At 38.7% G+C, this 21,848-nt stretch carries 23 protein-coding genes; 6 read left to right on the plus strand and 17 right to left on the minus strand.

Annotated elements, in window-relative coordinates; genetic code table 11:
* Positions 1-114: 114 nt before the first annotated feature.
* From IGJ87_RS06575 to obgE, 5 genes are all read right to left on the minus strand, one after another.
* Complete coding sequence (locus IGJ87_RS06575) at positions 115-558, minus strand: LapA family protein (RefSeq protein WP_002303793.1); 444 nt, start codon at positions 556-558, stop codon at positions 115-117.
* Positions 559-1,347 carry an SDR family NAD(P)-dependent oxidoreductase gene (locus IGJ87_RS06580; protein ID WP_002296573.1) on the minus strand — a complete coding sequence of 263 codons (789 nt, stop codon included), beginning with the start codon at positions 1,345-1,347 and terminating at the stop codon, positions 559-561.
* Complete coding sequence (rnz, locus tag IGJ87_RS06585) at positions 1,344-2,285, minus strand: ribonuclease Z (RefSeq protein ID WP_002295809.1); 942 nt, start codon at positions 2,283-2,285, stop codon at positions 1,344-1,346. The genes IGJ87_RS06580 and rnz overlap by 4 nt, the downstream gene beginning before the upstream one ends.
* Before the next feature lie 176 nt (positions 2,286-2,461).
* Positions 2,462-3,049 carry a hypothetical protein gene (locus IGJ87_RS06590; RefSeq protein ID WP_002295807.1) on the minus strand — a complete coding sequence of 196 codons (588 nt, stop codon included), beginning with the start codon at positions 3,047-3,049 and terminating at the stop codon, positions 2,462-2,464.
* Positions 3,050-3,269: 220 nt separating this feature from the next.
* Positions 3,270-4,583, minus strand: coding sequence for a GTPase ObgE (obgE, locus tag IGJ87_RS06595; protein ID WP_002296575.1), 1,314 nt, complete (start codon positions 4,581-4,583; stop codon positions 3,270-3,272).
* A gap of 287 nt (positions 4,584-4,870) precedes the next feature.
* Between obgE and gap the strand changes: the two genes are divergently transcribed.
* Positions 4,871-5,881, plus strand: a complete 1,011-nt coding sequence (gap, locus tag IGJ87_RS06600; RefSeq protein WP_002289734.1) for a type I glyceraldehyde-3-phosphate dehydrogenase — start codon at positions 4,871-4,873, stop codon at positions 5,879-5,881.
* An 84-nt stretch (positions 5,882-5,965) separates the two neighbouring features.
* On the opposite strand, the gene IGJ87_RS06605 is transcribed toward gap, so the two are convergent.
* The gene (locus IGJ87_RS06605; RefSeq protein WP_002289735.1) at positions 5,966-6,901 is read right to left on the minus strand and encodes an alpha/beta hydrolase; all 936 of its coding nucleotides are present in this window, start codon (positions 6,899-6,901) and stop codon (positions 5,966-5,968) included.
* Between the two features lie 185 nt (positions 6,902-7,086).
* Here IGJ87_RS06605 and IGJ87_RS06610 point away from each other — a divergent pair, with 185 nt between their 5' ends.
* The gene (locus IGJ87_RS06610; RefSeq protein WP_002303791.1) at positions 7,087-8,046 is read left to right on the plus strand and encodes an IS30-like element IS6770 family transposase; all 960 of its coding nucleotides are present in this window, start codon (positions 7,087-7,089) and stop codon (positions 8,044-8,046) included.
* Between the two features lie 85 nt (positions 8,047-8,131).
* On the opposite strand, the gene IGJ87_RS06615 is transcribed toward IGJ87_RS06610, so the two are convergent.
* Positions 8,132-9,226: a DUF871 domain-containing protein gene (locus IGJ87_RS06615; RefSeq protein ID WP_002295800.1), complete on the minus strand. Its 1,095-nt coding sequence runs from the start codon at positions 9,224-9,226 to the stop codon at positions 8,132-8,134.
* Between the two features lie 188 nt (positions 9,227-9,414).
* On the opposite strand from IGJ87_RS06615, the gene IGJ87_RS06620 reads away from it, so the two are divergent.
* Entirely contained in the window at positions 9,415-10,176 is a 762-nt protein-coding gene (locus tag IGJ87_RS06620; RefSeq protein ID WP_002295798.1) for a peptidylprolyl isomerase, read from the plus strand.
* A 114-nt stretch (positions 10,177-10,290) separates the two neighbouring features.
* On the opposite strand, the gene fabZ is transcribed toward IGJ87_RS06620, so the two are convergent.
* On the minus strand, positions 10,291-10,731 hold the full coding sequence (fabZ, locus tag IGJ87_RS06625; protein WP_002295797.1) for a 3-hydroxyacyl-ACP dehydratase FabZ: 441 nt from the start codon (positions 10,729-10,731) through the stop codon (positions 10,291-10,293).
* Positions 10,732-10,950: 219 nt separating this feature from the next.
* Here fabZ and fabI point away from each other — a divergent pair, with 219 nt between their 5' ends.
* Positions 10,951-11,706 carry an enoyl-ACP reductase FabI gene (gene fabI, locus IGJ87_RS06630; protein ID WP_002295795.1) on the plus strand — a complete coding sequence of 252 codons (756 nt, stop codon included), beginning with the start codon at positions 10,951-10,953 and terminating at the stop codon, positions 11,704-11,706.
* Between the two features lie 109 nt (positions 11,707-11,815).
* On the opposite strand, the gene IGJ87_RS06635 is transcribed toward fabI, so the two are convergent.
* A complete protein-coding gene (locus IGJ87_RS06635) occupies positions 11,816-12,868 on the minus strand; it encodes a branched-chain amino acid aminotransferase (protein ID WP_002321517.1) in 1,053 nt (350 codons plus the stop codon).
* A gap of 125 nt (positions 12,869-12,993) precedes the next feature.
* Between IGJ87_RS06635 and IGJ87_RS06640 the strand changes: the two genes are divergently transcribed.
* Positions 12,994-13,914: a mechanosensitive ion channel family protein gene (locus tag IGJ87_RS06640; RefSeq protein WP_002295791.1), complete on the plus strand. Its 921-nt coding sequence runs from the start codon at positions 12,994-12,996 to the stop codon at positions 13,912-13,914.
* Between the two features lie 279 nt (positions 13,915-14,193).
* Here the strand turns inward: IGJ87_RS06640 and cbpB are convergent, their stop codons facing one another.
* The 8 genes from cbpB to IGJ87_RS06680 form a co-directional block, all read right to left on the minus strand.
* Positions 14,194-14,694, minus strand: coding sequence for a cyclic-di-AMP-binding protein CbpB (gene cbpB / locus IGJ87_RS06645; RefSeq protein WP_002295789.1), 501 nt, complete (start codon positions 14,692-14,694; stop codon positions 14,194-14,196).
* 106 nt (positions 14,695-14,800) lie between these two features.
* The gene (locus tag IGJ87_RS06650; protein WP_002288030.1) at positions 14,801-15,319 is read right to left on the minus strand and encodes a metallophosphoesterase; all 519 of its coding nucleotides are present in this window, start codon (positions 15,317-15,319) and stop codon (positions 14,801-14,803) included.
* Positions 15,320-16,675 (minus strand): ribonuclease PH, encoded by a 1,356-nt coding sequence (rph, locus tag IGJ87_RS06655; RefSeq protein WP_002296875.1) that lies wholly within the window; start codon positions 16,673-16,675, stop codon positions 15,320-15,322.
* 2 nt (positions 16,676-16,677) lie between these two features.
* On the minus strand, positions 16,678-17,499 hold the full coding sequence (racE, locus tag IGJ87_RS06660; protein WP_002317207.1) for a glutamate racemase: 822 nt from the start codon (positions 17,497-17,499) through the stop codon (positions 16,678-16,680).
* Positions 17,500-17,660: 161 nt separating this feature from the next.
* Positions 17,661-18,317: an amino acid ABC transporter permease gene (locus IGJ87_RS06665; protein WP_002296876.1), complete on the minus strand. Its 657-nt coding sequence runs from the start codon at positions 18,315-18,317 to the stop codon at positions 17,661-17,663.
* Between the two features lie 15 nt (positions 18,318-18,332).
* Complete coding sequence (locus IGJ87_RS06670) at positions 18,333-18,980, minus strand: amino acid ABC transporter permease (protein WP_002288038.1); 648 nt, start codon at positions 18,978-18,980, stop codon at positions 18,333-18,335.
* A gap of 12 nt (positions 18,981-18,992) precedes the next feature.
* Positions 18,993-19,808, minus strand: coding sequence for a transporter substrate-binding domain-containing protein (locus tag IGJ87_RS06675; RefSeq protein WP_002288041.1), 816 nt, complete (start codon positions 19,806-19,808; stop codon positions 18,993-18,995).
* A gap of 13 nt (positions 19,809-19,821) precedes the next feature.
* Positions 19,822-20,559, minus strand: coding sequence for an amino acid ABC transporter ATP-binding protein (locus IGJ87_RS06680; protein WP_002288042.1), 738 nt, complete (start codon positions 20,557-20,559; stop codon positions 19,822-19,824).
* 253 nt (positions 20,560-20,812) lie between these two features.
* Here IGJ87_RS06680 and trpS point away from each other — a divergent pair, with 253 nt between their 5' ends.
* Positions 20,813-21,823, plus strand: coding sequence for a tryptophan--tRNA ligase (gene trpS / locus IGJ87_RS06685; RefSeq protein ID WP_002288045.1), 1,011 nt, complete (start codon positions 20,813-20,815; stop codon positions 21,821-21,823).
* The last annotated feature ends 25 nt before the right edge of the window (positions 21,824-21,848 follow it).

Raw genomic sequence — 21,848 nt, forward strand, 5'->3', positions numbered from 1 at the left:
GCAAAGGAAATCAGCAAAAAAAAGCAGAAAGAAAGAATAAAAACAGATCAGATCCGCTAGACAGATGTTCAGCAGGACCTGATCTTTTGTACGACCATTTATGAAATATCCCTATTAGTCAAAATAATTGAAGCTTTGTTTGGGCGATTGAGTTTTTTGTTCTTCCGGCGCTTTCAATTGACTGATTTGTGCGGTTTTCGCTTGTAACTCCGCCTGATAAGCAGCTTCCAACTCCGCACGTTCGTTTCTAAACTCGCGTTGCTGTTCTTCTTTTGCTTCTTCAATTTTCTTTTGAAGTTCTGTTTGATATTCTGACATTTCCTGAGTCAGCTGTTTGATTTGCTTTTTTTGCTGCCATAGTGTTGCCGAAGCAGTCAAAAATACAATCAGTGCACCAATCAGCGCAGAACCGATGATCACTAAGATCAATGGCGCAGAAAAGGAAGTGAAGCCAAAACTTACAGGAACATTTTTATTGTTCAATACAGCAAAAAGAACAATAATCAAAACTAAAACAAATCCAAGAATCACATTGCTTTGCTTTTTCAATTCCTTCACCTACTTTTTGTTAAAAATTCCGCTGGCTAAATAATCACCAATCGTTGGAAACAGCGTATAAAATTTTGATGCAACTTCTAAAATAAACGGTTGATTGATTTCCCGTTTTGGATGTCTCATATTGCGGACGATCATTTTTGCCAACTTGGCAGGTTCTAAAACGATTTGTCCGACTTTTTCCAAATAGCTTCCGCTTGGATCAGCCTTATCGAAGAAATTTGTCTCGATTGGACCTGGATTCACTGTCGTAACAGCTACGCCAAGTGGTTTCAATTCTAATCGCAAAGCGTTGGAGAAGCCAAGGACTGCAAATTTCGTGGCAGAATAAACCGTTGATTTTGCAGTTGCCATTTTTCCAGCCATAGAGGCGATATTAATGATATGACCTTGTCTTCTTTCTGCCATATCGATCGCAAATTTTTGTGTCAAAACCATCATTCCTAAGATGTTGACTTCAAACATATCGTATGCTTTTCCAAGGTCGAATGTAAGGAAGTCTTCGAAAATCCCAAAACCCGCATTGTTTACCAGAATATCGACGCGCCCGACTTCTTCCATCACCTTTTCATATAATTCGTCCACGCTTTCAGGATTGCTGACGTCTACCTTGAAAGCATAAGCCTCTTTGCCGCTCAAGCGTCTGCACTCGTCTCTGACACCTTCTACAAATGCCATTCTTCGTGCGCAACTTATAACGATTGCTCCTTGCTTTGCTGCTTCATAACAGATTTGTGCGCCCAGACCGCCTGAACTACCTGTTACTAAAACAACTTTATCTTCTAAATTCATGCCTCTTCCTCCTCGCGAAATGGAATCTCAATGCTATCAAAATCTTTCATAATCGTCGTGTTTTCAAACACTTCTTGTGCTTCTTTTTCAAGCTCTAAAGCTGCTTTTCCTAAATATCTCGCACTGATATGAGTAAGTAGCAGCCGTTTTGCCTGCGCTTCTTTTGCAACTTCAGCAGCTTGATGAGTCGTGGAATGGAAATAGTTGTGCGCCATTCTTGCTTCATCTTTATTAAATGTGCTTTCATGTACCAGAATATCGCTATTTTCCGCAAGCACAACGGAATTATGTGTTTTTCTCGTATCGCCTAAAATAGTCACGATTCGTCCTTTTTTATCTGGACCTACGAAATCTTTTCCATTGATCGTCCGCCCATCTTCTAGTTGGATCGTTTCACCTTGCTTCAGTTTGCCGTACAGTGGTCCAGCTGGAATACCTAATTCTTTTAGACGATCCACCTGCAATTCTCCTTTATGATCATGTTCAACCACACGATAACCAAAACTGTCGATCCCATGATTTAGTTTTTTTGTATAAACAGAAAATTGCTGATCAGTAAAAATCGGGGCTGTTTCATTTAGCTCAATGAATTTCAGCGGATAACTTAAACGCGTTTGCGAAATACCTAAAGAGACTTTTATGTATTCCTCTATCCCTTTTGGCCCGTAAATCTCTAATGGCGTATCCCCACCTTGAAATGACCGGCTGCTGATGAGCCCGGGAAGTCCAAAAATATGATCGCCGTGTAAATGTGTAATGAAAATTTTACCGATTTTTCTCGGACGAATAGTCGTTCGCAAAATCTGCATTTGCGTGCCTTCGCCACAGTCGAACAACCAAACTTCATTGCGCTCGTCTAAAAGTTTCAATGCTATACTTGTCACATTTCTATGTTTTGCAGGAACACCTGCACCTGTTCCTAAAAATTGTAATTCCATAATCTACCTGACTTTCTTTAAGTTCCTCTTTAATTTTAGGGTAAAAAGAAGGGATAATCAACCGTAAGTCGAGAATGGGTTCAAATTAAAAATAACGTTCTAAAGCGATAGCGTTTTCTTTGAAAATTACTATAAAAACAGCAGCGAACCCGTTTGAGATCCTCTGCTGTTTTTTATTAATTTGAAGATCCAGAACTTTCATTGTCGTTGGAAGTTTGCGGATGTTTGTCCTTCCAAGTCTTTTGTGCAGCTTCTTTCGCATGATTTTCAGCTTCTTTCGCATCATGCACATCTTTTTCGACATCTTCATAATCCAAGCGAGTAATTTCTCCGCCTAATTCCATCATTACCAATTGATTCAGTGGGCGATTGTCCTCTTCATCAGCAATCAAGATCAGTCCTGTAGCTCCTTCACCGATTTTATTTCCTACAAAGTCGAACACGGTCTGGGCATCTTTTATTTCTTTGGCATCTTGTGTCGCACCGATCATTCCTCCGGCAAACCATCCTAATAAAATCCCTAGCGGACCACCTAATACACCAACCAACATTCCGATTAATCCACCCGTAGAAGATTTGTTATTACCGGTAAAGTCGATAAAATCTTCTATTTTGAATTGATGTGTCCCATTAGGATCATGGCTGACAACTGCCATCTGTTCTCCTTTAATCGAACGAACAGCATGTAACTTTTTGATTTCTGAAAATGCCTGATATGCCTGGCTTTCTACTTGAAAATTTAAAATGATTACTCGTTTGCTCATTAAAAACGCCCCTTTCATACCTTCTTGTTATTTATTTTACCTTTAATTGTAAAATAAGAAAAGAAAAGCACTCTTTTTTTCCAATAAAATAGGGCTGTGACAAAAGTCGTATCACAGCTCCTTTTTCCGAATAAACGGCGTTCTTGAAGCTGATCACTTCTGTCACAACCTCCCTTAAATCTGAATCTATATTTTTTGGTATTTGTTTTTATTTGCTTGCCTATTCGACAAATTCAAATTCAAACTCACCGATACGTACAAGGTCGCCATCTTTCGCACCGCGTGCCCGAAGAGCTTCATCCACACCCATACCACGTAATTGACGAGCAAAACGCATCACTGTTTCATCATGATCGAAATTCGTCATTTGGAATAATTTTTCGATCTTCTCACCAGATAAGATCCACGTTGCATCTGAATCACGATCGATTTGGAACTCAGGACCTTCTGGATTGAATCCATAGTGTACAGTTTCTTCTTCCAGTTCTTCTTCGTACAATGGGAATTCTGGCGTTACTTCTAACAAATCTGCTGTAGCATTCAATAACGCGTCCAATCCTTGTCGAGTCACTCCAGAAATTGGAAATACTGGGATGTCATCAGCAAATTCATCTTCTTTTTCCTTGTTCAGCTGTTCTTTGAATTTCACTAGATTTTCCGGTGCATCCGGCATATCCATTTTGTTTGCCACGATGATTTGCGGACGCTCTAGCAAGCGTAAGTTATAAGTAGATAATTCTTTGTTGATGGCAAGATAGTCTTCATAAGGATCTCGTCCTTCCATCCCACTCATATCGATCACATGTAAAATTACTCGTGTTCTTTCGATATGACGAAGGAATTGTGTACCCAGCCCAACACCTTGCGAAGCTCCTTCAATCAAGCCTGGCAAGTCTGCTGCGGCAAAACTTCTGCCATCACTTGTAGTAACCATTCCTAGATTAGGTACGAGCGTCGTGAAATGATAAGCGCCGATTTTTGGACGAGCAGATGAAATAACGGATAGTAAAGTCGATTTCCCGACAGATGGAAAACCTACAAGTCCAACGTCTGCCAATACTTTCAATTCTAGTTCGATTTTTCGCTCTTGTCCTGGTTCACCGTTTTCAGCAATTTCCGGTGCAGGATTCCGAGGAGAGGCAAAACGGATATTCCCTCGTCCACCGCGTCCACCTTTTGCCACAACTAGTGTTTGACCATTTTCAATTAAATCTCCTAAAAGAGCACCAGTCTCCGCATCTCGGACAGTGGTTCCTTGTGGTACTTTAACATAGGTATCTTCTGAACCACGACCGTGCATCCCTTTACTCATCCCATTTTCACCTGGCTGCGCTTTGAAATGGCGATTGAACCGAAAATCCATCAATGTACGTAACCCTTCATCGACGATCAAGATGACATCGCCGCCACGACCACCGTCTCCGCCAGCCGGTCCGCCGTCAGGAACGTATTTTTCGCGACGAAATGCAACCATTCCGTCTCCGCCCTTGCCAGCTTTCACATCGATCGTTACTTGATCTAAAAACATGGACATAATTAAGTCCTCCTATTATTCATTTATTTATTTGACTGCCTGAATTTCCACAATAAACAAAAGTCTTACTTATTTTATCGGTGAAATCTGATTTTGTCTATCATTTCAGCAAAAAGATTGTTTACCTTCTTCTTTTTTTATCATTTGGTAAGGTTTCCAACCTTTTTTCTGCTACCAAGTATAATTTTTTGACAAAATATTCTTTGCGTAGCAGAATAACAGTGTATTAATTGTATTAATTGAGGATGCCGTTTCACAGCACCCCTAATAAAGGAGGAACTTTTGATATGACAGTAAAAGTAGGTATTAACGGATTTGGGCGTATTGGCCGTCTGGCTTTCCGCCGCATCAAAGAAGTCTCAGATGATATTGAAGTAGTAGCAATCAACGACTTAACAAGTCCAACTATGTTAGCACAATTATTGCAATTTGACTCTACTCATGGTACTTATCCTGGCACAGTTACTGCAACAGAAGACTCAATCGTAGTGGATGGCGAAGCAACTCGTGTTTATGCAGAACCCGACGCAAGCAAAATCCCTTGGGCAAAAGAAAACGGTGTAGATATCGTACTAGAATGTACTGGTTTTTATACATCTGAAGAAAAAGCAAAAGCGCATTTAGATGCTGGTGTCAAACGAGTAGTTATTTCTGCCCCAGCTGGTGCTATGAAAACCATCGTCTATAACGTCAATGATGATACATTAGATGAAAACGACAAAATCATCTCAGCAGGTTCATGTACAACAAACTGTTTAGCACCTATGGCTTATTTCTTAAATAATGAATTTGGGATCGAAGTTGGTACAATGACAACAGTTCATGCCTACACTTCCACACAAATGCTCTTAGATGGACCTGTAAAAGGCGGTAATTTGCGTGCTGCTCGTTCAGCTGCTGACAATACTATCCCACATTCTACTGGTGCTGCGAAAGCAATCGGCTTAGTTATCCCTGAGCTACAAGGAAAATTACAAGGACACGCACAACGTGTTCCAGTCGTTGATGGTTCATTAACTGAATTGGTTTCAGTATTGAAAACAAAAGTAACTGCTGATCAAGTAAACGAAGCAATCAAAAAACACACAGTTGACAATCCTTCATTCGGGTATGATGACCGTCAAATCGTTTCTAGCGATGTCATTGGAACAACTCAAGGTTCGATCTTTGACCCAACGCAAACAGAAGTAACAACTGCTGGTGATTTCCAACTTGTTAAAACTGTTGCATGGTATGACAATGAGTATGGATTTACTTGCCAAATGATTCGCTTACTAGAAAAATTCGCTAACTTGTAATTTGATAGATCAATCGATAAAAGAAGCCTTTGACTGGATCCAGTCAAAGGCTTCTTTCTTTTCATCCCCTACTTTTAAACTCGTTCAATGAACATATTGGCTTAAAAATTGTTGGACTACTTGCTGATATTTTTCAGGATCTGTCTTGTATGCTTCCGCATGCTCGGCTCCTTTTACAACATACTTTTCTTTTGGTCCCTTCGTTGCACGATAGACCTTATCTAACATTTCAAATGGTACAAATGTATCTTCGTCTCCATGTATAAAGAGCATTGGGCGCTGGTTTTTCTTCAATTGTTCCACTGCATTTGCTTCACCGAAAAAGTAGCCAGCACGGACTTTTGTCACTAGACTCGTTACTTGCATAAGCGGAAATGCTGGAAGACTAAACATATCGTCTAGCTGATAAGCAAGCTCATCATGAACGGAAGAATAACCGCAATCTTCAATGATTGCTTTCACATTATCTGGTAGTTTTTCTCCGCTAGTCATCATAACTGTTGCTGCTCCCATGCTGACACCGTATAGAACGATTTCTTGCGATTTTCCATTGTTTTCTAGCACTTTGTTTATCCACTGTACATAGTCTTTACGCTCTGGCCATCCAAATCCAATGTAATCCCCTTCGCTTTTTCCATGTCCTCTTGCATCAGGAACAAGGACATTGTAACCCATATCATGAAACATCTTTGCGTAATTGGTCATCGTTTCAGCGTTTCCCATATAGCCATGAGCCACAAGAGCTGTTTTTTCACTTTTCGTTTCAGCAGGAAGATAAATCGCTGATAATTTCAGACCGTCTTTTGAAGTGATGGTCCAATCGCTTCGGTTTTCTTTTGAACTAAACCATTTATGTGCATCCGTTTCTTTGGATGTCTGTGTTGTACCAGGTGTATCTTCGTCTAAAAAGTCTTTCTCAGAAGGCACAACAGCATAATTATAAAAATAATTCCCTGCAAACACTAACGCAACAATCAGAGCTAAAGCGACGCCTAAAAGGATTTTCATCCAAAGTTTCATAAATCATCCATCTCATTTCTCTTTTTTCATATAACCTTGAATTAGTATAATCAAAGAATCTCTACTATGCAATGTTCATTTTTATAACCCGCGAATTGTAAAATTAAGTTAGAAAAATAAAAAGGCATTTATGGTACACTCAAATTGTATTTCCGACGAAAGAAAACAAAGGAGTGTAACCATAAATGACCTACAAACATCTTACCATAGACGAACTGACAATGATAGAATCATATTATCTTCAACATAATAAGCCGGTTGAAATCGCTAACCGAATGGGACGTGCTATACAAACTATTTATAATGTAGTCAATAAGTTCAAGCAAGGCAAGACTGCTCTTGATTATTGGCACCAGTATAAAGAAAATAAGAAAAAATGTGGTAGAAAAGTCATTCAATTACCTGCTCATGAAGTAGATTACATTAAAGAGAAAGTCACTCTTGGTTGGACGCCTGACGTCATTATCGGGCGAAAAGAAAGGTCTGTTTCATGCGGTATGAGAACACTTTATCGTTTATTTTCTAAAGGAATATTTGATATTGACACACTACCGATGAAAGGTAAAAGAAAACCCAATGGCCATCAGGAAAAACGGGGAAAACAACAGTATCAGCGCTCAATCCATGATCGACCTGATAATTATCCTGATTTCAATTCTGAGTTTGGTCACCTTGAAGGTGATACGATCGTTGGCATTCATCATAAAAGTGCCGTCATTACTTTAGTTGAAAGATTATCTAAAGTCATTATCACGATTAAACCCAACGGCCGTAAGGCATTAGATATTGAAACTGCCCTTAATCAATGGTTTTCTCGCTTCCCTAAAAACTTCTTTAAATCTATTACGTTTGACTGTGGAAAGGAATTTTCTAACTGGAAAGCCATTAGTAACCAACATGATATTGATATATATTTTGCGGACCCTGGAACACCTTCTCAACGCCCATTAAACGAGAATTCTAACGGGATTCTGCGTCGTAATGGACTGCCGAAATCAATGGATTTTAGAAAAGTGAATCAGACATTTATTTCCAGTGTCAGCAATCAACGTAATCATATTCCAAGAAAATCATTGAATTACAGAACACCAATCGAAATATTTTTGAGCTATGTACAAGAAGCATTTTATTCTAGCTTAATTTGACAAATCATAACCTATAAAAAAACAAAATAAAAAAGCAGAAATAACTGGCTATTTCTAGCGGATTATTTCTGCAATAACTAATTATCTATTTTTTATTTTCAATTAATTTAAAGCTTGACCATGGTTTCAAAAAGTCAAGGAGGAATAATTCGTCATCGGAGATTCTTCCTACAACATTGACACGTCCGTCGTTTTTCATATCCTTCAAGGCGATTTGTGTTTCTCCTTTGTATTGACCGTACCCTTCATTGTCAATCAGTACATCCCCATGATGCATATCTCGCGTATTATGAGGCGGGAAATCTTTATCTTTGTAGTATACACGAGTCATCGTTGAACGAAGGATATATTCTGAGCGATCCCCTCGATAACTATGAAGGTTATCAAACAAGCAAATTCGTTCGTTTTCTGTAATACCTTCTTCCGTATCTACTTTCAATGTTGGATAATCCGCGTTAAATGCTTCTGCCATTTCTTTCAATTCTTCTTCACTTGCGTACGCATTTCCAATAGAAATATCATCAATCAATCCTGTAAGGATTAAATGCTTCACTTGTGTCGCAATTTCAAGATCTCGGTGGTCTTCCAGCGTGCACAAGCCATCTTGCGTAGGCCAAGGGCCAAACTCAGCAGATTGCGAATTGACGAATGCCATCGTATTCAAATTATATTTTCTGAATTTTTCTGAACAAAAAACAAAGTGTTCGTATCCTAAACCAGAGTATCGATGAGGATAAAAATTATGAGAACCTAATAAATTATCCGTGTTTGGCGAATAACTCATGATGTTGTCAACGTAATTCGTGCCCGAACTCATATTGATCTCGATTTTGATACCAAAAGGATTGCGCGTCATTTTTGCTTCTTCTGCTCCTGTGAATCCGATATCTAAGCGGACCCCGTAGGCACCCATCTTATGGAAAAAAGATAAGTCATCGTAAGAAATCTCCAACTGTTCAAATAACGCTGGATTGATATCAACCATTACTTCCATGCCTAGGCTATTCGCGTAATCAACTACTTCTTTAAATTCTGAAAGAACTTTTTCTTTATCATCATTGATCTGCAGCAAACTGGTAAAAACCCGTTTATACCCATACTTATGAGCTAAATCCAAGTACGCTTTGTCCTTTTCAAATGTTGACCGTTCTGGATAAATCGAGATTCCTAATTTTCCCATATTACCATTTCCTCCTGCATCTTTTCGTTTTTGTATCCACTTACATTATAGCAAACACAAAGTAAATGGTCTACACCTTTTCTTTTTCTTTTAAAATAAATGATAAATTCCAATAATTTAAGTAGGTATTTTCCCTCTATTTTGTTATCATTAAAGATAACAAAATAGTAAATTGGAAAGGAACAGTTATGAAGAAAAATAAAGTTATTTTAAGTATTAGTTTAGCAGCAGCATTGCTGTTTGCTGCTGGTTGTTCTGCAAACAACACGACTTCTTCTAGTTCGTCTACAGAAAGTTCAAAAAGTACATCTACTGCGGAAAGCACGACTGCCAGTAGCGTCGATTTGAACGCATTGGAATTACCACAATTGACGAAAGATGTCGCCGAAAATGAAGATCTGGTCGAAATGGTGACGAATAAAGGCACAATCAAAATCAAATTATTTCCCGAATACGCACCAAAAGCGGTTGAAAACTTTATGACACATGCAAAAGACGGTTACTACAACGGACTGACTTTCCATCGCGTCATCAAAGATTTCATGATCCAAGGTGGCGATCCTAAAGGCGATGGCACTGGAGGGGAAAGCATTTGGGGAGAAGGATTTGAAACAGAGATCAACAACCACCTTTATAATATAAGAGGTGCGTTATCTATGGCTCGCTCACAAGATCCTAACAGTAACGGCAGCCAGTTCTTTATCGTTCAAAATACAGATGATATGCATGATGGTCTTTTAAAAGACGACTATCCTCAAGCAATCATCGACGCTTATAAAAACGGCGGTTATCCTTCACTAGATGGCCATTATACTGTCTTCGGCCAAGTGATTGAAGGAATGGATGTCGTGGATGCTATTGCAAATATCGAAACAGATAGTTCAGACAAACCAAAAGAAGAAGTAAAAATCGATAAAATCAATATACTGCAAGAAGCAAAACAAAAATAAAAAAATAACGTCTGAATCCTGCATAGATGACAACGTATGCTAGGATTCAGGCGTCTTCTTTTTACATAAAAAGCAAGTAAGCTTCCTTTTGTTTTGCTATATCAGGTTTTATAGTCAAGCATTTTGGTTGACGATGAACGTGAACTCGCACTCACAGACTTTTTTATCATCTACATATGCTGCAGATAACGCTGTACCGACTGATCCCTTCATTTTGGTGATTTCAAAATGACATTTCAGCACATCTCCTGGAACAACTTTTTGACGGAATTTGGCCTTATTGATCCCACCGATATAAGCTCTTTTTCCTAGAAACTCTTCTGATTTTAGGATAAGTATCGAACCTGCTTGTGCCAGTGTTTCTAGAATCAACGCACCCGGCATCACTGGATTGTCAGGAAAGTGACCTTGGAAAAAATCTTCATTGATTGTTACATTTTTTGTCGCAACGATCTTTTTTCCTGGTTCTAAAGTATCTACATAATCAATATAACAAATAGGATAACGATTAGGAATCAATTCCATTACTTCAGTAGCAGATAATACGTAAGACATAATTAAACTCCTTCTTTCAGGCAATTGCCATTTTCATTACTTTGACTATCAAAGTATCATATTCCTAAATATTTAGCAATCTTTTTTTAATTTAAGAAAAAATAGTTTGACAATCAAAACATTTTGACTAATAATTAAGAAATCAAGAAGTTATTTTAGCTATTATTCTCTATTTTTTTACGACTATCAAATTTTTATCAGAAACAAAGGAGAGTCATTATGTCATTTCTAGAAGGAAAAAAAATCGTCATTATGGGCGTCGCTAACAAAAAAAGCATTGCTTGGGGTTGTGCTGAAGCAATGTTGAAACAAGGGGCAGAAATTATCTATACTTACCAAAATGAACGAATGAAAAAATCATTAGTCAAATTGGTCGGCGAAGAAGCATTCACTGTAGAATGTGATGTTTCTAGCGACGAAAGCATCGAAAAAGCAATGAATGCCATCGGTGAATATGCTGGGGAGATCCACGGCCTTGTCCATGCAGTTGCTTACGCCAACAAAGAAGAATTGTCCGGAAATGTGTCTGATATTTCCAGAGACGGCTATCAATTAGCTCAAGATATCAGCAGCTACTCTTTAATTGCTGTATCAAAATACGCACAACCGTTTCTTGCACCAAACAGCGGGATCGTTAGCATGACTTATCTAGGTTCAGAACGCGCAATCCCGAATTATAACATGATGGGTATTGCGAAAGCTTCTCTTGAAGCTGCTATCCGTTATTTGGCAGCTGAGTTCTCGCCTAAAGGAATTCGGGTCAATGGAATCTCAGCTGGGGCAATCAAAACATTAGCTGTCACAGGTGTTAAAGACTATCAAAAACTGATCCAGTTATCTGAATCTCGTACGCCTGATCAGCAAGGTGTGACGATCGAAGAAGTCGGTAATGCTTGTGCTTTCTTAATCAGCCCACTTTCCAGCGGAATCATCGGTGATATTATCTACGTTGACAAAGGTGTCCATCTTTCATAAACTTTTGTTGCATTCTTTAAAGTAAAACATATAAAAATCAGGAAAAAACTTTTTAAAGTCTCTTCCTGATTTTTTCTTTTTACGTTTTTTTCAACTCATTACTTTGAAATTATTCCACGACTTCAATCCAGCCTTCTGGTGCTTCTATGTCTCCAAATTGAATACCTGTCAATTCATCATACAACCGTTTTGTTACTGGTCCTACTTCCGTTTCACTATAAAATACATGAAGATTGTTATTGTGATAAATCCCACCGATTGGAGAAATAACAGCCGCTGTACCACATGCACCAGCTTCTGCAAATTGATCTAGATCATCAATGAAAATATCTCCTTCAATTGCTTGCAGTCCTAGTCGTTCTTCAGCTAACTGCAACAAGGAATATTTCGTGATACTTGGTAAGATAGAGGGCGATTGCGGAGTGATGAATTTTCCGTCTTTTGTAATTCCAAAGAAATTTGCTGCACCTACTTCTTCGATTTTCGTATGTGTGGCTGGATCAAGATAAACACAATCTGAGTAATCCAGTTCTTTTGCTTCTGTTCCTGGAAGTAAACTCGCTGCGTAATTTCCGCCGACTTTTGCTGCACCAGTCCCCTTAGGAGCAGCACGATCGTAATCAGATACAATAAAATTCGTTGGTTTTAGTCCACCTTTGAAATACGCTCCTACTGGCGTACAGAAGACGACAAATAAATATTCTGGAGCTGGATGGACACCAATGTTTTCACCGACCCCAATCAGTAAAGGGCGCAAGTATAATGTAGCGCCTGTTCCATAGGGCGGCACAAAATCTTCATTTGCTTTTACCACTTGCTTGACAGCATCAACGAACATCTTTTCAGGGACCATTGGCATCAGCAATCGTCTAGCACTTTGATTCATCCGTCGACTATTTTGTTCAGGTCGAAAGAGATTGACCTTGCCGTCTTTTCGACGATAAGCTTTTAGACCTTCAAAACATTGCTGACCATAATGAAGCGCTGGAGAGCCTTCATGAATCGTCAGGTAATTATCTTCTGTCAATTCTCCTTCTTCCCATTGTCCGTCTTTCCATTTGGCAATAAAACGCCAAGGAGTTTTGATATAAGAAAAACCTAGATTGTTCCAATCGATTTGCATATACTTACCACCTTCGTTATTTTCTCCACATTTTATCATTATCCATATTATTTGTCATTTTATTTTCAGCTTTTTTCCTTCATTATAGTTATTTTTGCTATTTCCTTTTTTGAAAACTTCTTGGTACAATACAGAAAGAATCAAATTTTAGAAAAGAGGATTTTATGTTTTCATTATTAGCAACTGCCGGTACGACAGACTCTTCTGGCGAGACATTGACAGATCAAGCTGTCAGCAAAGTAAATGCGTTTCAGCGGTTTTGGGACGGGATTGATTGGGACGCCATTTTGGCTGCCTTTATCCAAAAAAGTTTATATCTGATTTTTTTGATCGTCCTTTTTTGGATTCTTCACCGTGTGGGAAAATATCTGATTGATAAGTCTTTTAATCAGTATTCTAAAAAAGCCATTCTAAACGAGAGCCGCTTAAAGACTTTACATAGTCTTTTAAATACTATTTTTCATTATACCCTTGGTTTCTTTTTTATCTATGCAATTTTATCTGCTATCGGTGTGCCGATCGGATCACTTTTGGCTGGTGCCGGAATTGCAGGTGTGGCAATCGGTCTTGGTGCCCAAGGGTTCATGAGTGATGTTATTACCGGATTTTTTATTATCATGGAACAACAGATGGATGTTGGGGACTACATCAAGCTAGCAAACTTAACGATTGAAGGAACCGTCGTATCTGTTGGTATCCGTACCCTTCAGCTGAAAGCAACGGATGGTACTGTCCATTTCATCCCGAATCGAAACATCACCACGATCAGCAATCTCTCTCGTGCAAATATGCAAGTACTTTTAGATATTCGGATTGTTCCTGAAGAAGGATATGACAAAATCTATGAGATCATTGATCGAGTAAATCGTACATTAGCTGAAAAATACCAAGAAGAGCTCCAAACTGAACCTTCTATCTTTGGATTAGTGGATCTTGGAAACAGCAATTTTGCGATTCGTACGGTCTGCTACGCATTGAACGGAAAACAATATGCCTTAAAAGAAGAGTTCTTGAGCTCCTATGTCAAAGAATTGACAGCTTCTGGTTTCACGATTCCGAACAGTCCAATTGCTGTCGGAAAATAATTTGGACAAACGATGCAACGAATCTCACTAAAAAGAGCGTGGGACAAAAGTAAAGAACACTTTTGTCCCACGCTCTAAACACGTATAAACGGCGGAAGCAGAAGCAACTCCTTCGGAAATAAGCTGAAATTCACAAAAATTTGAAAAGCAATTTTCGTGAATTCCTTCTTATTTCTTGGAGTTAAACGCTTTTGTCCCAGCCTCTTTTTCAAGATAAAGTCAAAACTGGTACGCTGTTTTTTCTACTTATTTTTTGATTATCTTTTAGTTTCTCGTTCTTTAGCTCACGATATCGATTTGTTCTTTTAATTCTTCGATTTTCGGAGACAATATATTACGACGTTCTAATTCATGCACCATGAAGTTTACGGCTTTAAGCAGCTCTTTTCTTGTAATGATTCCTTTGAAAATCCGATCTTCTGTGACAACCGGTAAAAAAGGCGAATCGACTAACAAATGGAGTACTTCTTCTAGTTCCCAATTTTCATCAATTGTCGGAACATCTGTTTCTGTCACGTCAGCAACCGTTAGTCCTTCTAACGGGTCCATGCTGATTGTTTGCAAGTCAATCATTTTATTGACCACATCTGATAAACTTACTAGTCCTACAAAGTGATCATCTTTTCCTAATACAGGAATTTTGGAATAACCGACCTTCGATAACACAAGTAAACCATGGGACAATGGATGATGATACATAACATTTGCCACATTTTCTGCAGGAATCAAAAACGTTTCCTGATTTTCCAGCAGCATTTCTCTTACTATAGGTCCAATCATCTGATGGCCTCCATTTCTATTTCATTCAACACTACTATTTTACCGAAACCGGATGCAAAATTCATAAAATAAAGCTTATTTTTATTAAAAATTAGAGTTTTTTTATTCAGCGCTCTCTCGAAAAAGAAAAGGCCAACTCTTCAACTGCCTGATGGGCACGGTTATAGTATTGAACAGAAATTTGGTCATCTAAACTTTCGATAAGAGCATATGATGGGATTTGGATCGGGCCTCTAGGCTGAGAAATGCTACCAGGATTCAAAAACAGGATTTTCTGATCCATCTCACAGCCTATTTGATGGGTATGACCAAAAAACACCATATCGGCAGTTGCAGCTCGAGCTTCGATTGCTAACTGTGTCAAACCAAATCGGACATTCGATAAATGACCGTGAGTCATGAATACTGTATCCTGACCAGTTTGGATCACTTTTTTCTGTTCGAATCCTGGTCCATAATCACAATTACCTTGAACCACTTGGAATGTATCCCATAATGGGTCAGAAGCTTCTAATTCCGAATCACCACAATGGAAAAAGATATCCACTTCAGAACGATAACGATCTACTAAGTCAACGAGGATATCTCTGTCTCCATGATTATCACTTACTACTAAATACCGCATCTATCTCTCTCCTTCCAGCCATTGTTTCCACTCGGCACTCAATTTTTTCATTGCTTGAGCCCGATGACTGATCTTGTTTTTTTCTTCGCTCGATAATTCTGCTGCTGTTTGTTTCTTACCTTCTGGGATAAATAAAGGATCATACCCAAAGCCATTTTCGCCAGATGGTATACGGGCTACTCGACCGGGCCATTCCGCTTCTACTACAAGGCTGTCTTTTTTGGGTGCCGCGAATACTAACGTACAATGGAATTGTGCTGTTCTTTTTTCATCCGGCACATCTGTCAATTCATATAATAATTTGGCGTTATTCCCCGCATCACTTTTTTGTTCCCCTGCAAAACGTGCAGAATAGATTCCTGGCATACCGCCTAAAGCATCCACTTTCAAACCTGAATCATCTGCTAAGACTGGCTGATCAAGCAATTGTGCAATCGTTTCTGCTTTTAATCGGGCATTTTCTTCAAATGTGCTGCCAGTTTCTTCCACATCTGGCAATTCAGGATAGTCAAGTAATGTTTTTACATGATATCCCGCTTCTTTGAACATATTTCGAAACTCTTCTGCTTTTCCTGGATTTCTTGTCGCAATGATGATTGTTTTTGTTTCTTCTATCCGCTCATCATTTTGAGCAAACTCTGTTAGCAAAGCATGTTTTTGCTCTTTGATCAAATCTTCAATCGCGTTTTTTCCAAAAAAGAGCATTTCATTCAACTGTTCACCATCAAACGTTGCTTCTTCTCCAGTTCCTTGAATCTCCACGAATTTTCCAGATTCTGTCATTACAAGATTCATGTCTACAAGTGCTGCGGAATCTTCTTGGTAATCCAAATCTGTGACGCAAGTCCCATCTGGTAAGATTCCTACGCTAACTGCAGCAAGATGTTCTTTTATTGGATCTTCTGACAATTCTTTTTCTCTTAAAAGTTTTTCAATGGCTAATTTCAATGCCACAAATGCCCCAGTGATACTTGCTGTTCTAGTACCGCCATCCGCTTGGATCACATCGCAGTCTACGATGATACTACGTTCTCCTAATTTTTCCAAGTCTACTACTGCACGCAAGGAACGACCAATAAGACGCTGGATTTCCATTGTTCTACCAGAAAGTTTCCCTTTGCTGCTTTCTCTACGATTTCTCGTACTCGTTGCTCGAGGCAGCATACTATATTCTGCTGTCACCCATCCTGTTCCTGTTTCTCTCAAAAAAGGGGGAACAGAATTTTCTATTGTTGCAGAACAAATAACTGTTGTATCACCAAAACGGATCACTACCGATCCTTCTGGATATTTGAAAACATTTGTTTGAAGCTCCAGTTTGCGAAGCTCTTGGGCTTTTCTCCCGTCATGACGCATCCTTATTTTCCTCCCAATTCGATATGTTCTACATTTAAGTGTCCGATTCCAAGCCAGTCTTCAGCTATTTCCTCGAAAAGTTTGGCAGAGCCAGTTGTATAAAACTGGCATAATGTCCGACCATTTTGCGGTGAATTGCTCAAATTGAAATAATCTAACAGCATAGATACTTCACCTACTGTTTCTGCTCCAGAATCGATCAGTTGAACATTTTCTCCCATTACATTTTGAATGATGGGGCGTAATAATGGATAATGGGTGCATCCCAAAATCAATGTATCGATTTTTTTAGTGGTTAAAGGAGCTAATGTTTCTGCCACAATTTTTTTCGCCACCGATGAATGGTATTCATTACTTTCGACAACTGAAACAAATTTGGGACAAGCAAGACTTGTCACAGTCAATTCTGGTACTTTCTCTTTCAGTGCTTTTTCATAAGCTTGACTTTTTACCGTACCAATCGTACCGATAATGCCAACTTGTTTATTTTGTGTTTTTTTTACTGCCGCTCTAGTACCGGGAAGGATCACACCGATGACTGGAATAGAAAGAGCAGCTTTGATTTCTTCTAAAGCCACCGCAGTTGCGGTATTGCAGGCGATCACCAGCATCTTGATTCCTTGCTCCACCAGATAATCCGTCATTTCCCAAGTATACTGGATTACCTGTTCCGCGGGTCTAGGGCCATATGGGCAGCGTGCTGTGTCTCCTACAAATAAAATATTTTCATTCGGTAATTGTTTCAGGGCTTCTTTTACTACAGTCAAGCCGCCGACACCTGAATCAATAAATCCGATAGGGCGATTATCTGTCAATCGTATCATCCTTTTTTTCAATAAATTCTATCCTCCCTATTGTGTACTTTTTAGCGTGAATTTTCAAGTGCTCTTACTTGCTTAAAACAATCGAAATCTCTTTTTTTCGAATGGAAAGAGGAAAAGCGGTTGTGACTTTAGTTTGCCACAACCGCTAAAAGAATCATCTATTAATAACTGTACCGTCTCTTTTCCAAGTAACCGGAAAGCAGAGAAAGCGCGTAACATACCACGAAGTACATAAGTGTCATGATGATGAACATCGGAAGCACATAATTGGTGTTCTGTCCATAAATAATACGTGCCTGATGAGAAAGTTCAGGTAAAGAAATGATTACTGCTAATGAAGTATCTTTGATCAGTGAAATCAATTGGCTCACAATTGCCGGGATCATTGATTTAAATGCTTGCGGTAACACGATCGTTCGCATCGATTCTACATAAGTCAGTCCCGTTGATAATCCTGCTTCCATCTGTCCTTTTGGAACAGCATTGAGTCCAGCTCGGAAAATTTCCGACAACATAGCTGACTCAAAAATCGTTAATGCTGCGACAGCGGACCAGAAGATGTTCATCTGAATGCCGATTTGAGGTAAGGCAAAGTAAGTGAAGAAAATGATCAATAATAATGGAAGATTCCGTATAATATCAATCACTACACCAAGGATTTTGGAAAAGAAAGGGATATTCGCAAAACGAATCACACCTGTCAGACCACCGATCAAGAAACTAAAAATGATCGAAAACAATGAAACTTCAACAGTAACCTTTAATCCTTCCAATAAAAAACGGATATTCATCCATGAAAAAGCGCCGCTAAAATCCATGTATTTCCCCTCCTTCTATGAACGAACCGCCCATTTTTTCTCAAGATAAACCATTAAGTAAGATAACGGTAGCGTGATAACTAAGTAAAATAACCCAACGATGATATACGTATCGAAGGTATTGAATGTTTCACTAGCGATCAAGTCTCCTTGATACATCAAATCTAAACCAGCTACGATTGCTAAAATAGATGAGTTTTTTACGAGGTTGATAAATTGGTTGCCTAATGGCGGGATAACGATTTTGAATGCTTGCGGTAAAACAATATAACGCATGATTTCTGAATAGGTAAAACCAGAAGATAGTCCTGCTTCTGTTTGACCTTTTGGTACGGTTTGAATCCCTGAACGTACTGTTTCAGCAATAAAAGCAGATGTATAGATCGTTAATCCAATCGTACCTGCTTGGAATCCATCTAGATTAAACCAATAAATCGGTACGACAACATAAAAAAACATCACGATGATTAATAATGGAATGTTTCTAAAAAATTCTACATATGCCTTTGCTAAGGCGCTCACTACTTTATTCTTTGATAATTGGAAGATTGCCATTAACGTTCCGATAATCAAACTAAACACAAGTGCTAAGACACTCGAAAACAATGTGATCTTGAACCCGTCGACAAAGATTGGTCCATAAGTTTGTATCAATTCGCTCATTGCCTCTCCCCCTTACTCTACTTTTCCTTCAGTTTCATTTGGAAACCATTTTTGATAGATTTTATCGTATGTGCCATCTGCATGCATTTCCTCTAGCGCTTGGTTAACAGCTTTCAAGAAGTTTTCTTGCCCTTTGTTGATCGCAATCCCGTAAGGCTCATTAGTAAACGTTCCACCAACTAACTCATACTCTGGATTTTCATCTGCAATCCCTAACAAAATCGCATTATCCGTAGTCATCGCGTCTCCCTGACCAGATTGTAAAGCAGTAAATGCTTCTGCATAGTTTTCTAATTCTAAAATTTTTGCATCTGGTGCATGCTGTCGGATATTCGCAGCCGATGTAGAACCTTTGACTGCTAGAACCGTTGTAGAAGCATTCAAATCATCTACACTTTTGATTTGGCTTCCTTTCTTTACCAACAAAGCTTGGCCAGCATCGAAATAGACATCTGAAAAGTCAACCTGTTTTTTTCGTTCATCTGTGATCGTCATCGTTGCAATAATTGCATCGATATTTCCGTTTTTCAATAATGGAATCCGAGTTTTAGAAGTGACTTCAACAAATTCTGTTTTTCCATTGTCACCAAGGATCTTTTTAGTGATTGCTTTTGCAATATCTACATCAAATCCTTGTACAGTTCTGCTCTCAATATCCATCATTCCAAATAATCGAGTATCATACTTGACACCCCAGATGATTTCATTGGTAGATTTGCTTCGCTCTAAAATATCTTCATTTGCCAACCCATTTCCTTTACATCCGGCTAGTGCAAGAAAAGCAATGCCTAAAAGGAAAATCAGGCGTATTTTTTTTAACCTGCGCATCTTTTTCCTCCTATCAATGATTGATAACTTTACTGATAAATTGCTGTGCTCGGACTTCATTTGGATTTTCGAAAAAGTCTCTCACATTTCTGCTGTCTTCCAATACTTCTCCATCAGCCATGAAGATAACACGATCCGCCACTTCTTTGGCAAAGCCCATTTCATGTGTCACGACAATCATTGACATACCGTCATGAGCCAATTTTTTCATAACGTCTAATACATCACCAATCATTTCCGGATCCAAAGCAGAAGTAGGTTCATCAAACAGCAGCATCTCAGGATTCATCGCTAAACCTCTGGCGATTGCCACCCGTTGCTGTTGTCCCCCGGATAACATGGAAGGATAAGAATCTTTCTTATCTAACATATTGACAGTTTTCAAAAATTTCTCCGCGTTTTTGACTGCAGTTGCCTGGTCTTGCTTTAACACTTTGATTGGTGCTAATGTAATATTTTCCAGAACGGTTTTATTAGGATACAAATTGAAATGCTGGAAAACCATGCCGATATTCTTTCGGACTTCTGTCAACTTTGTCTTTTTATCATGCAAGTCAGTATCATTAATTAGTAGCTTGCCTGAAGAAATCGTCTCTAATCCATTGATACAGCGAAGCATCGTGCTCTTTCCTGAACCAGAAGGACCAATGACAACGACAACTTCTCCTTTCTCGAATTCGAGATTGATATTTTTTAATGCGTGGAACTTGCCATAATATTTATCCACGTGATCAAATTTAATCATTGCCATAGAATTACACTCCCATTATTATTTAGTAAGATTTCTTTTAAAGATGTATAATAAAATACATTATATCTGATAGTTTAGTAATTTGTAAAGTTTCTTAGAACGTTTATTCTCCCATAAATATTTCTTCCATTTCTAATCTATTAGTTATTTTATCCTCTTTCCTTGTTTTTTCATTAGGAACTGTTGTTTCTTTTCAGGAAAAACGGTAAGATATTAAGTGCTCAGACTTACAAATCGTAAAGAGGTGTCTTTTTTGAAAAATATTATTTTAACGGGAGATCGACCAACTGGGAAGCTGCATTTAGGGCATTACGTCGGTTCTCTAAAAACCCGAGTGGCTATGCAGGCAGATGAAGACAACCAACTGTTTGTCATGATTGCTGACATGCAAGCACTGACAGATAATGCTAAAAATCCTGAGAAGGTTTCATCAAATGTCTTGCAAGTTGCTTTAGACTATTTAGCCGTGGGATTAGATCCTGCAAAATCTACTTTATTTATCCAATCACAAATTCCGGAATTAGCTGAATTAACCATGTATTATTTGAACTTAGTCAGCGTAGGACGCGTTCGGCGCAATCCGACTGTCAAAACAGAAATCGAACAAAAAAAATTCGGTGAAAGCGTGCCTACAGGATTCTTTATCTATCCTGTTTCTCAAGCAGCAGATATCACTGCATTCAAAGCGAATCTTGTACCTGTTGGCGAGGATCAAAAACCAATGCTAGAGCAGACACAGGAAATCGTACAAAGCTTCAATCATACATATGGTGAAGTCTTGGTGGAACCAAAAGGCGTATTCCCACCAAAAGGAATGGGTAGATTACCTGGAATCGATGGAAATGGCAAAATGAGTAAATCGTTAGGAAACGGTATTTATATCTCCGATCCTGCCGATGTCTTACAGAAAAAAGTCATGAGTATGTATACTGATCCAAACCACATCCATGTACAAGATCCTGGACAAGTAGAAGGGAATATGGTCTTCACCTACTTGGATGTATTCGGAACAGATAAAGAAGCAATTGAAGAAATGAAAGCTCATTACCGCCGTGGCGGACTTGGTGATGTAAAGATCAAACGATACCTCATTGATGTATTGGAAGCTGAATTTGCACCGATCCGTGCGCGCCGAGAAGAATTGGAAAAAGATCCTTCAGCTGTTATGGAAATCTTACGTAAAGGTAGTGAAGAAGCTGCTAAAGTAGCTGCACAAACACTTTCTGAAGTAAAATCAGCAATGGGAATCAATTACTTCCATTAATTCATTTACTCTAAAAAAACAGGCT

Source organism: Enterococcus sp. DIV1411a, assembly GCF_050531945.1.
Classification (GTDB): Bacteria; Bacillota; Bacilli; order Lactobacillales; family Enterococcaceae; genus Enterococcus_B; species Enterococcus_B faecium.

What these genes read in the sequence shown, in the direction of transcription:
- IGJ87_RS06580 (WP_002296573.1), bottom strand. Translation starts at nt 1,347, where the DNA reads ATGAATTTAGAAGATAAAGTTGTTTTAGTAACAGGTAGTTCAGGCGGT.
- rnz (WP_002295809.1), bottom strand. Translation starts at nt 2,285, where the DNA reads ATGGAATTACAATTTTTAGGAACAGGTGCAGGTGTTCCTGCAAAACAT.
- IGJ87_RS06590 (WP_002295807.1), bottom strand. Translation starts at nt 3,049, where the DNA reads ATGAGCAAACGAGTAATCATTTTAAATTTTCAAGTAGAAAGCCAGGCA.
- obgE (WP_002296575.1), bottom strand. Translation starts at nt 4,583, where the DNA reads ATGTCCATGTTTTTAGATCAAGTAACGATCGATGTGAAAGCTGGCAAG.
- gap (WP_002289734.1), top strand. Translation starts at nt 4,871, where the DNA reads ATGACAGTAAAAGTAGGTATTAACGGATTTGGGCGTATTGGCCGTCTG.
- IGJ87_RS06605 (WP_002289735.1), bottom strand. Translation starts at nt 6,901, where the DNA reads ATGAAACTTTGGATGAAAATCCTTTTAGGCGTCGCTTTAGCTCTGATT.
- IGJ87_RS06610 (WP_002303791.1), top strand. Translation starts at nt 7,087, where the DNA reads ATGACCTACAAACATCTTACCATAGACGAACTGACAATGATAGAATCA.
- IGJ87_RS06615 (WP_002295800.1), bottom strand. Translation starts at nt 9,226, where the DNA reads ATGGGAAAATTAGGAATCTCGATTTATCCAGAACGGTCAACATTTGAA.
- IGJ87_RS06620 (WP_002295798.1), top strand. Translation starts at nt 9,415, where the DNA reads ATGAAGAAAAATAAAGTTATTTTAAGTATTAGTTTAGCAGCAGCATTG.
- fabZ (WP_002295797.1), bottom strand. Translation starts at nt 10,731, where the DNA reads ATGTCTTACGTATTATCTGCTACTGAAGTAATGGAATTGATTCCTAAT.
- fabI (WP_002295795.1), top strand. Translation starts at nt 10,951, where the DNA reads ATGTCATTTCTAGAAGGAAAAAAAATCGTCATTATGGGCGTCGCTAAC.
- IGJ87_RS06635 (WP_002321517.1), bottom strand. Translation starts at nt 12,868, where the DNA reads ATGATAAAATGTGGAGAAAATAACGAAGGTGGTAAGTATATGCAAATC.
- IGJ87_RS06640 (WP_002295791.1), top strand. Translation starts at nt 12,994, where the DNA reads ATGTTTTCATTATTAGCAACTGCCGGTACGACAGACTCTTCTGGCGAG.
- cbpB (WP_002295789.1), bottom strand. Translation starts at nt 14,694, where the DNA reads ATGATTGGACCTATAGTAAGAGAAATGCTGCTGGAAAATCAGGAAACG.
- IGJ87_RS06650 (WP_002288030.1), bottom strand. Translation starts at nt 15,319, where the DNA reads ATGCGGTATTTAGTAGTAAGTGATAATCATGGAGACAGAGATATCCTC.
- rph (WP_002296875.1), bottom strand. Translation starts at nt 16,675, where the DNA reads ATGCGTCATGACGGGAGAAAAGCCCAAGAGCTTCGCAAACTGGAGCTT.
- racE (WP_002317207.1), bottom strand. Translation starts at nt 17,499, where the DNA reads ATGATACGATTGACAGATAATCGCCCTATCGGATTTATTGATTCAGGT.
- IGJ87_RS06665 (WP_002296876.1), bottom strand. Translation starts at nt 18,317, where the DNA reads ATGGATTTTAGCGGCGCTTTTTCATGGATGAATATCCGTTTTTTATTG.
- IGJ87_RS06670 (WP_002288038.1), bottom strand. Translation starts at nt 18,980, where the DNA reads ATGAGCGAATTGATACAAACTTATGGACCAATCTTTGTCGACGGGTTC.
- IGJ87_RS06675 (WP_002288041.1), bottom strand. Translation starts at nt 19,808, where the DNA reads ATGCGCAGGTTAAAAAAAATACGCCTGATTTTCCTTTTAGGCATTGCT.
- IGJ87_RS06680 (WP_002288042.1), bottom strand. Translation starts at nt 20,559, where the DNA reads ATGGCAATGATTAAATTTGATCACGTGGATAAATATTATGGCAAGTTC.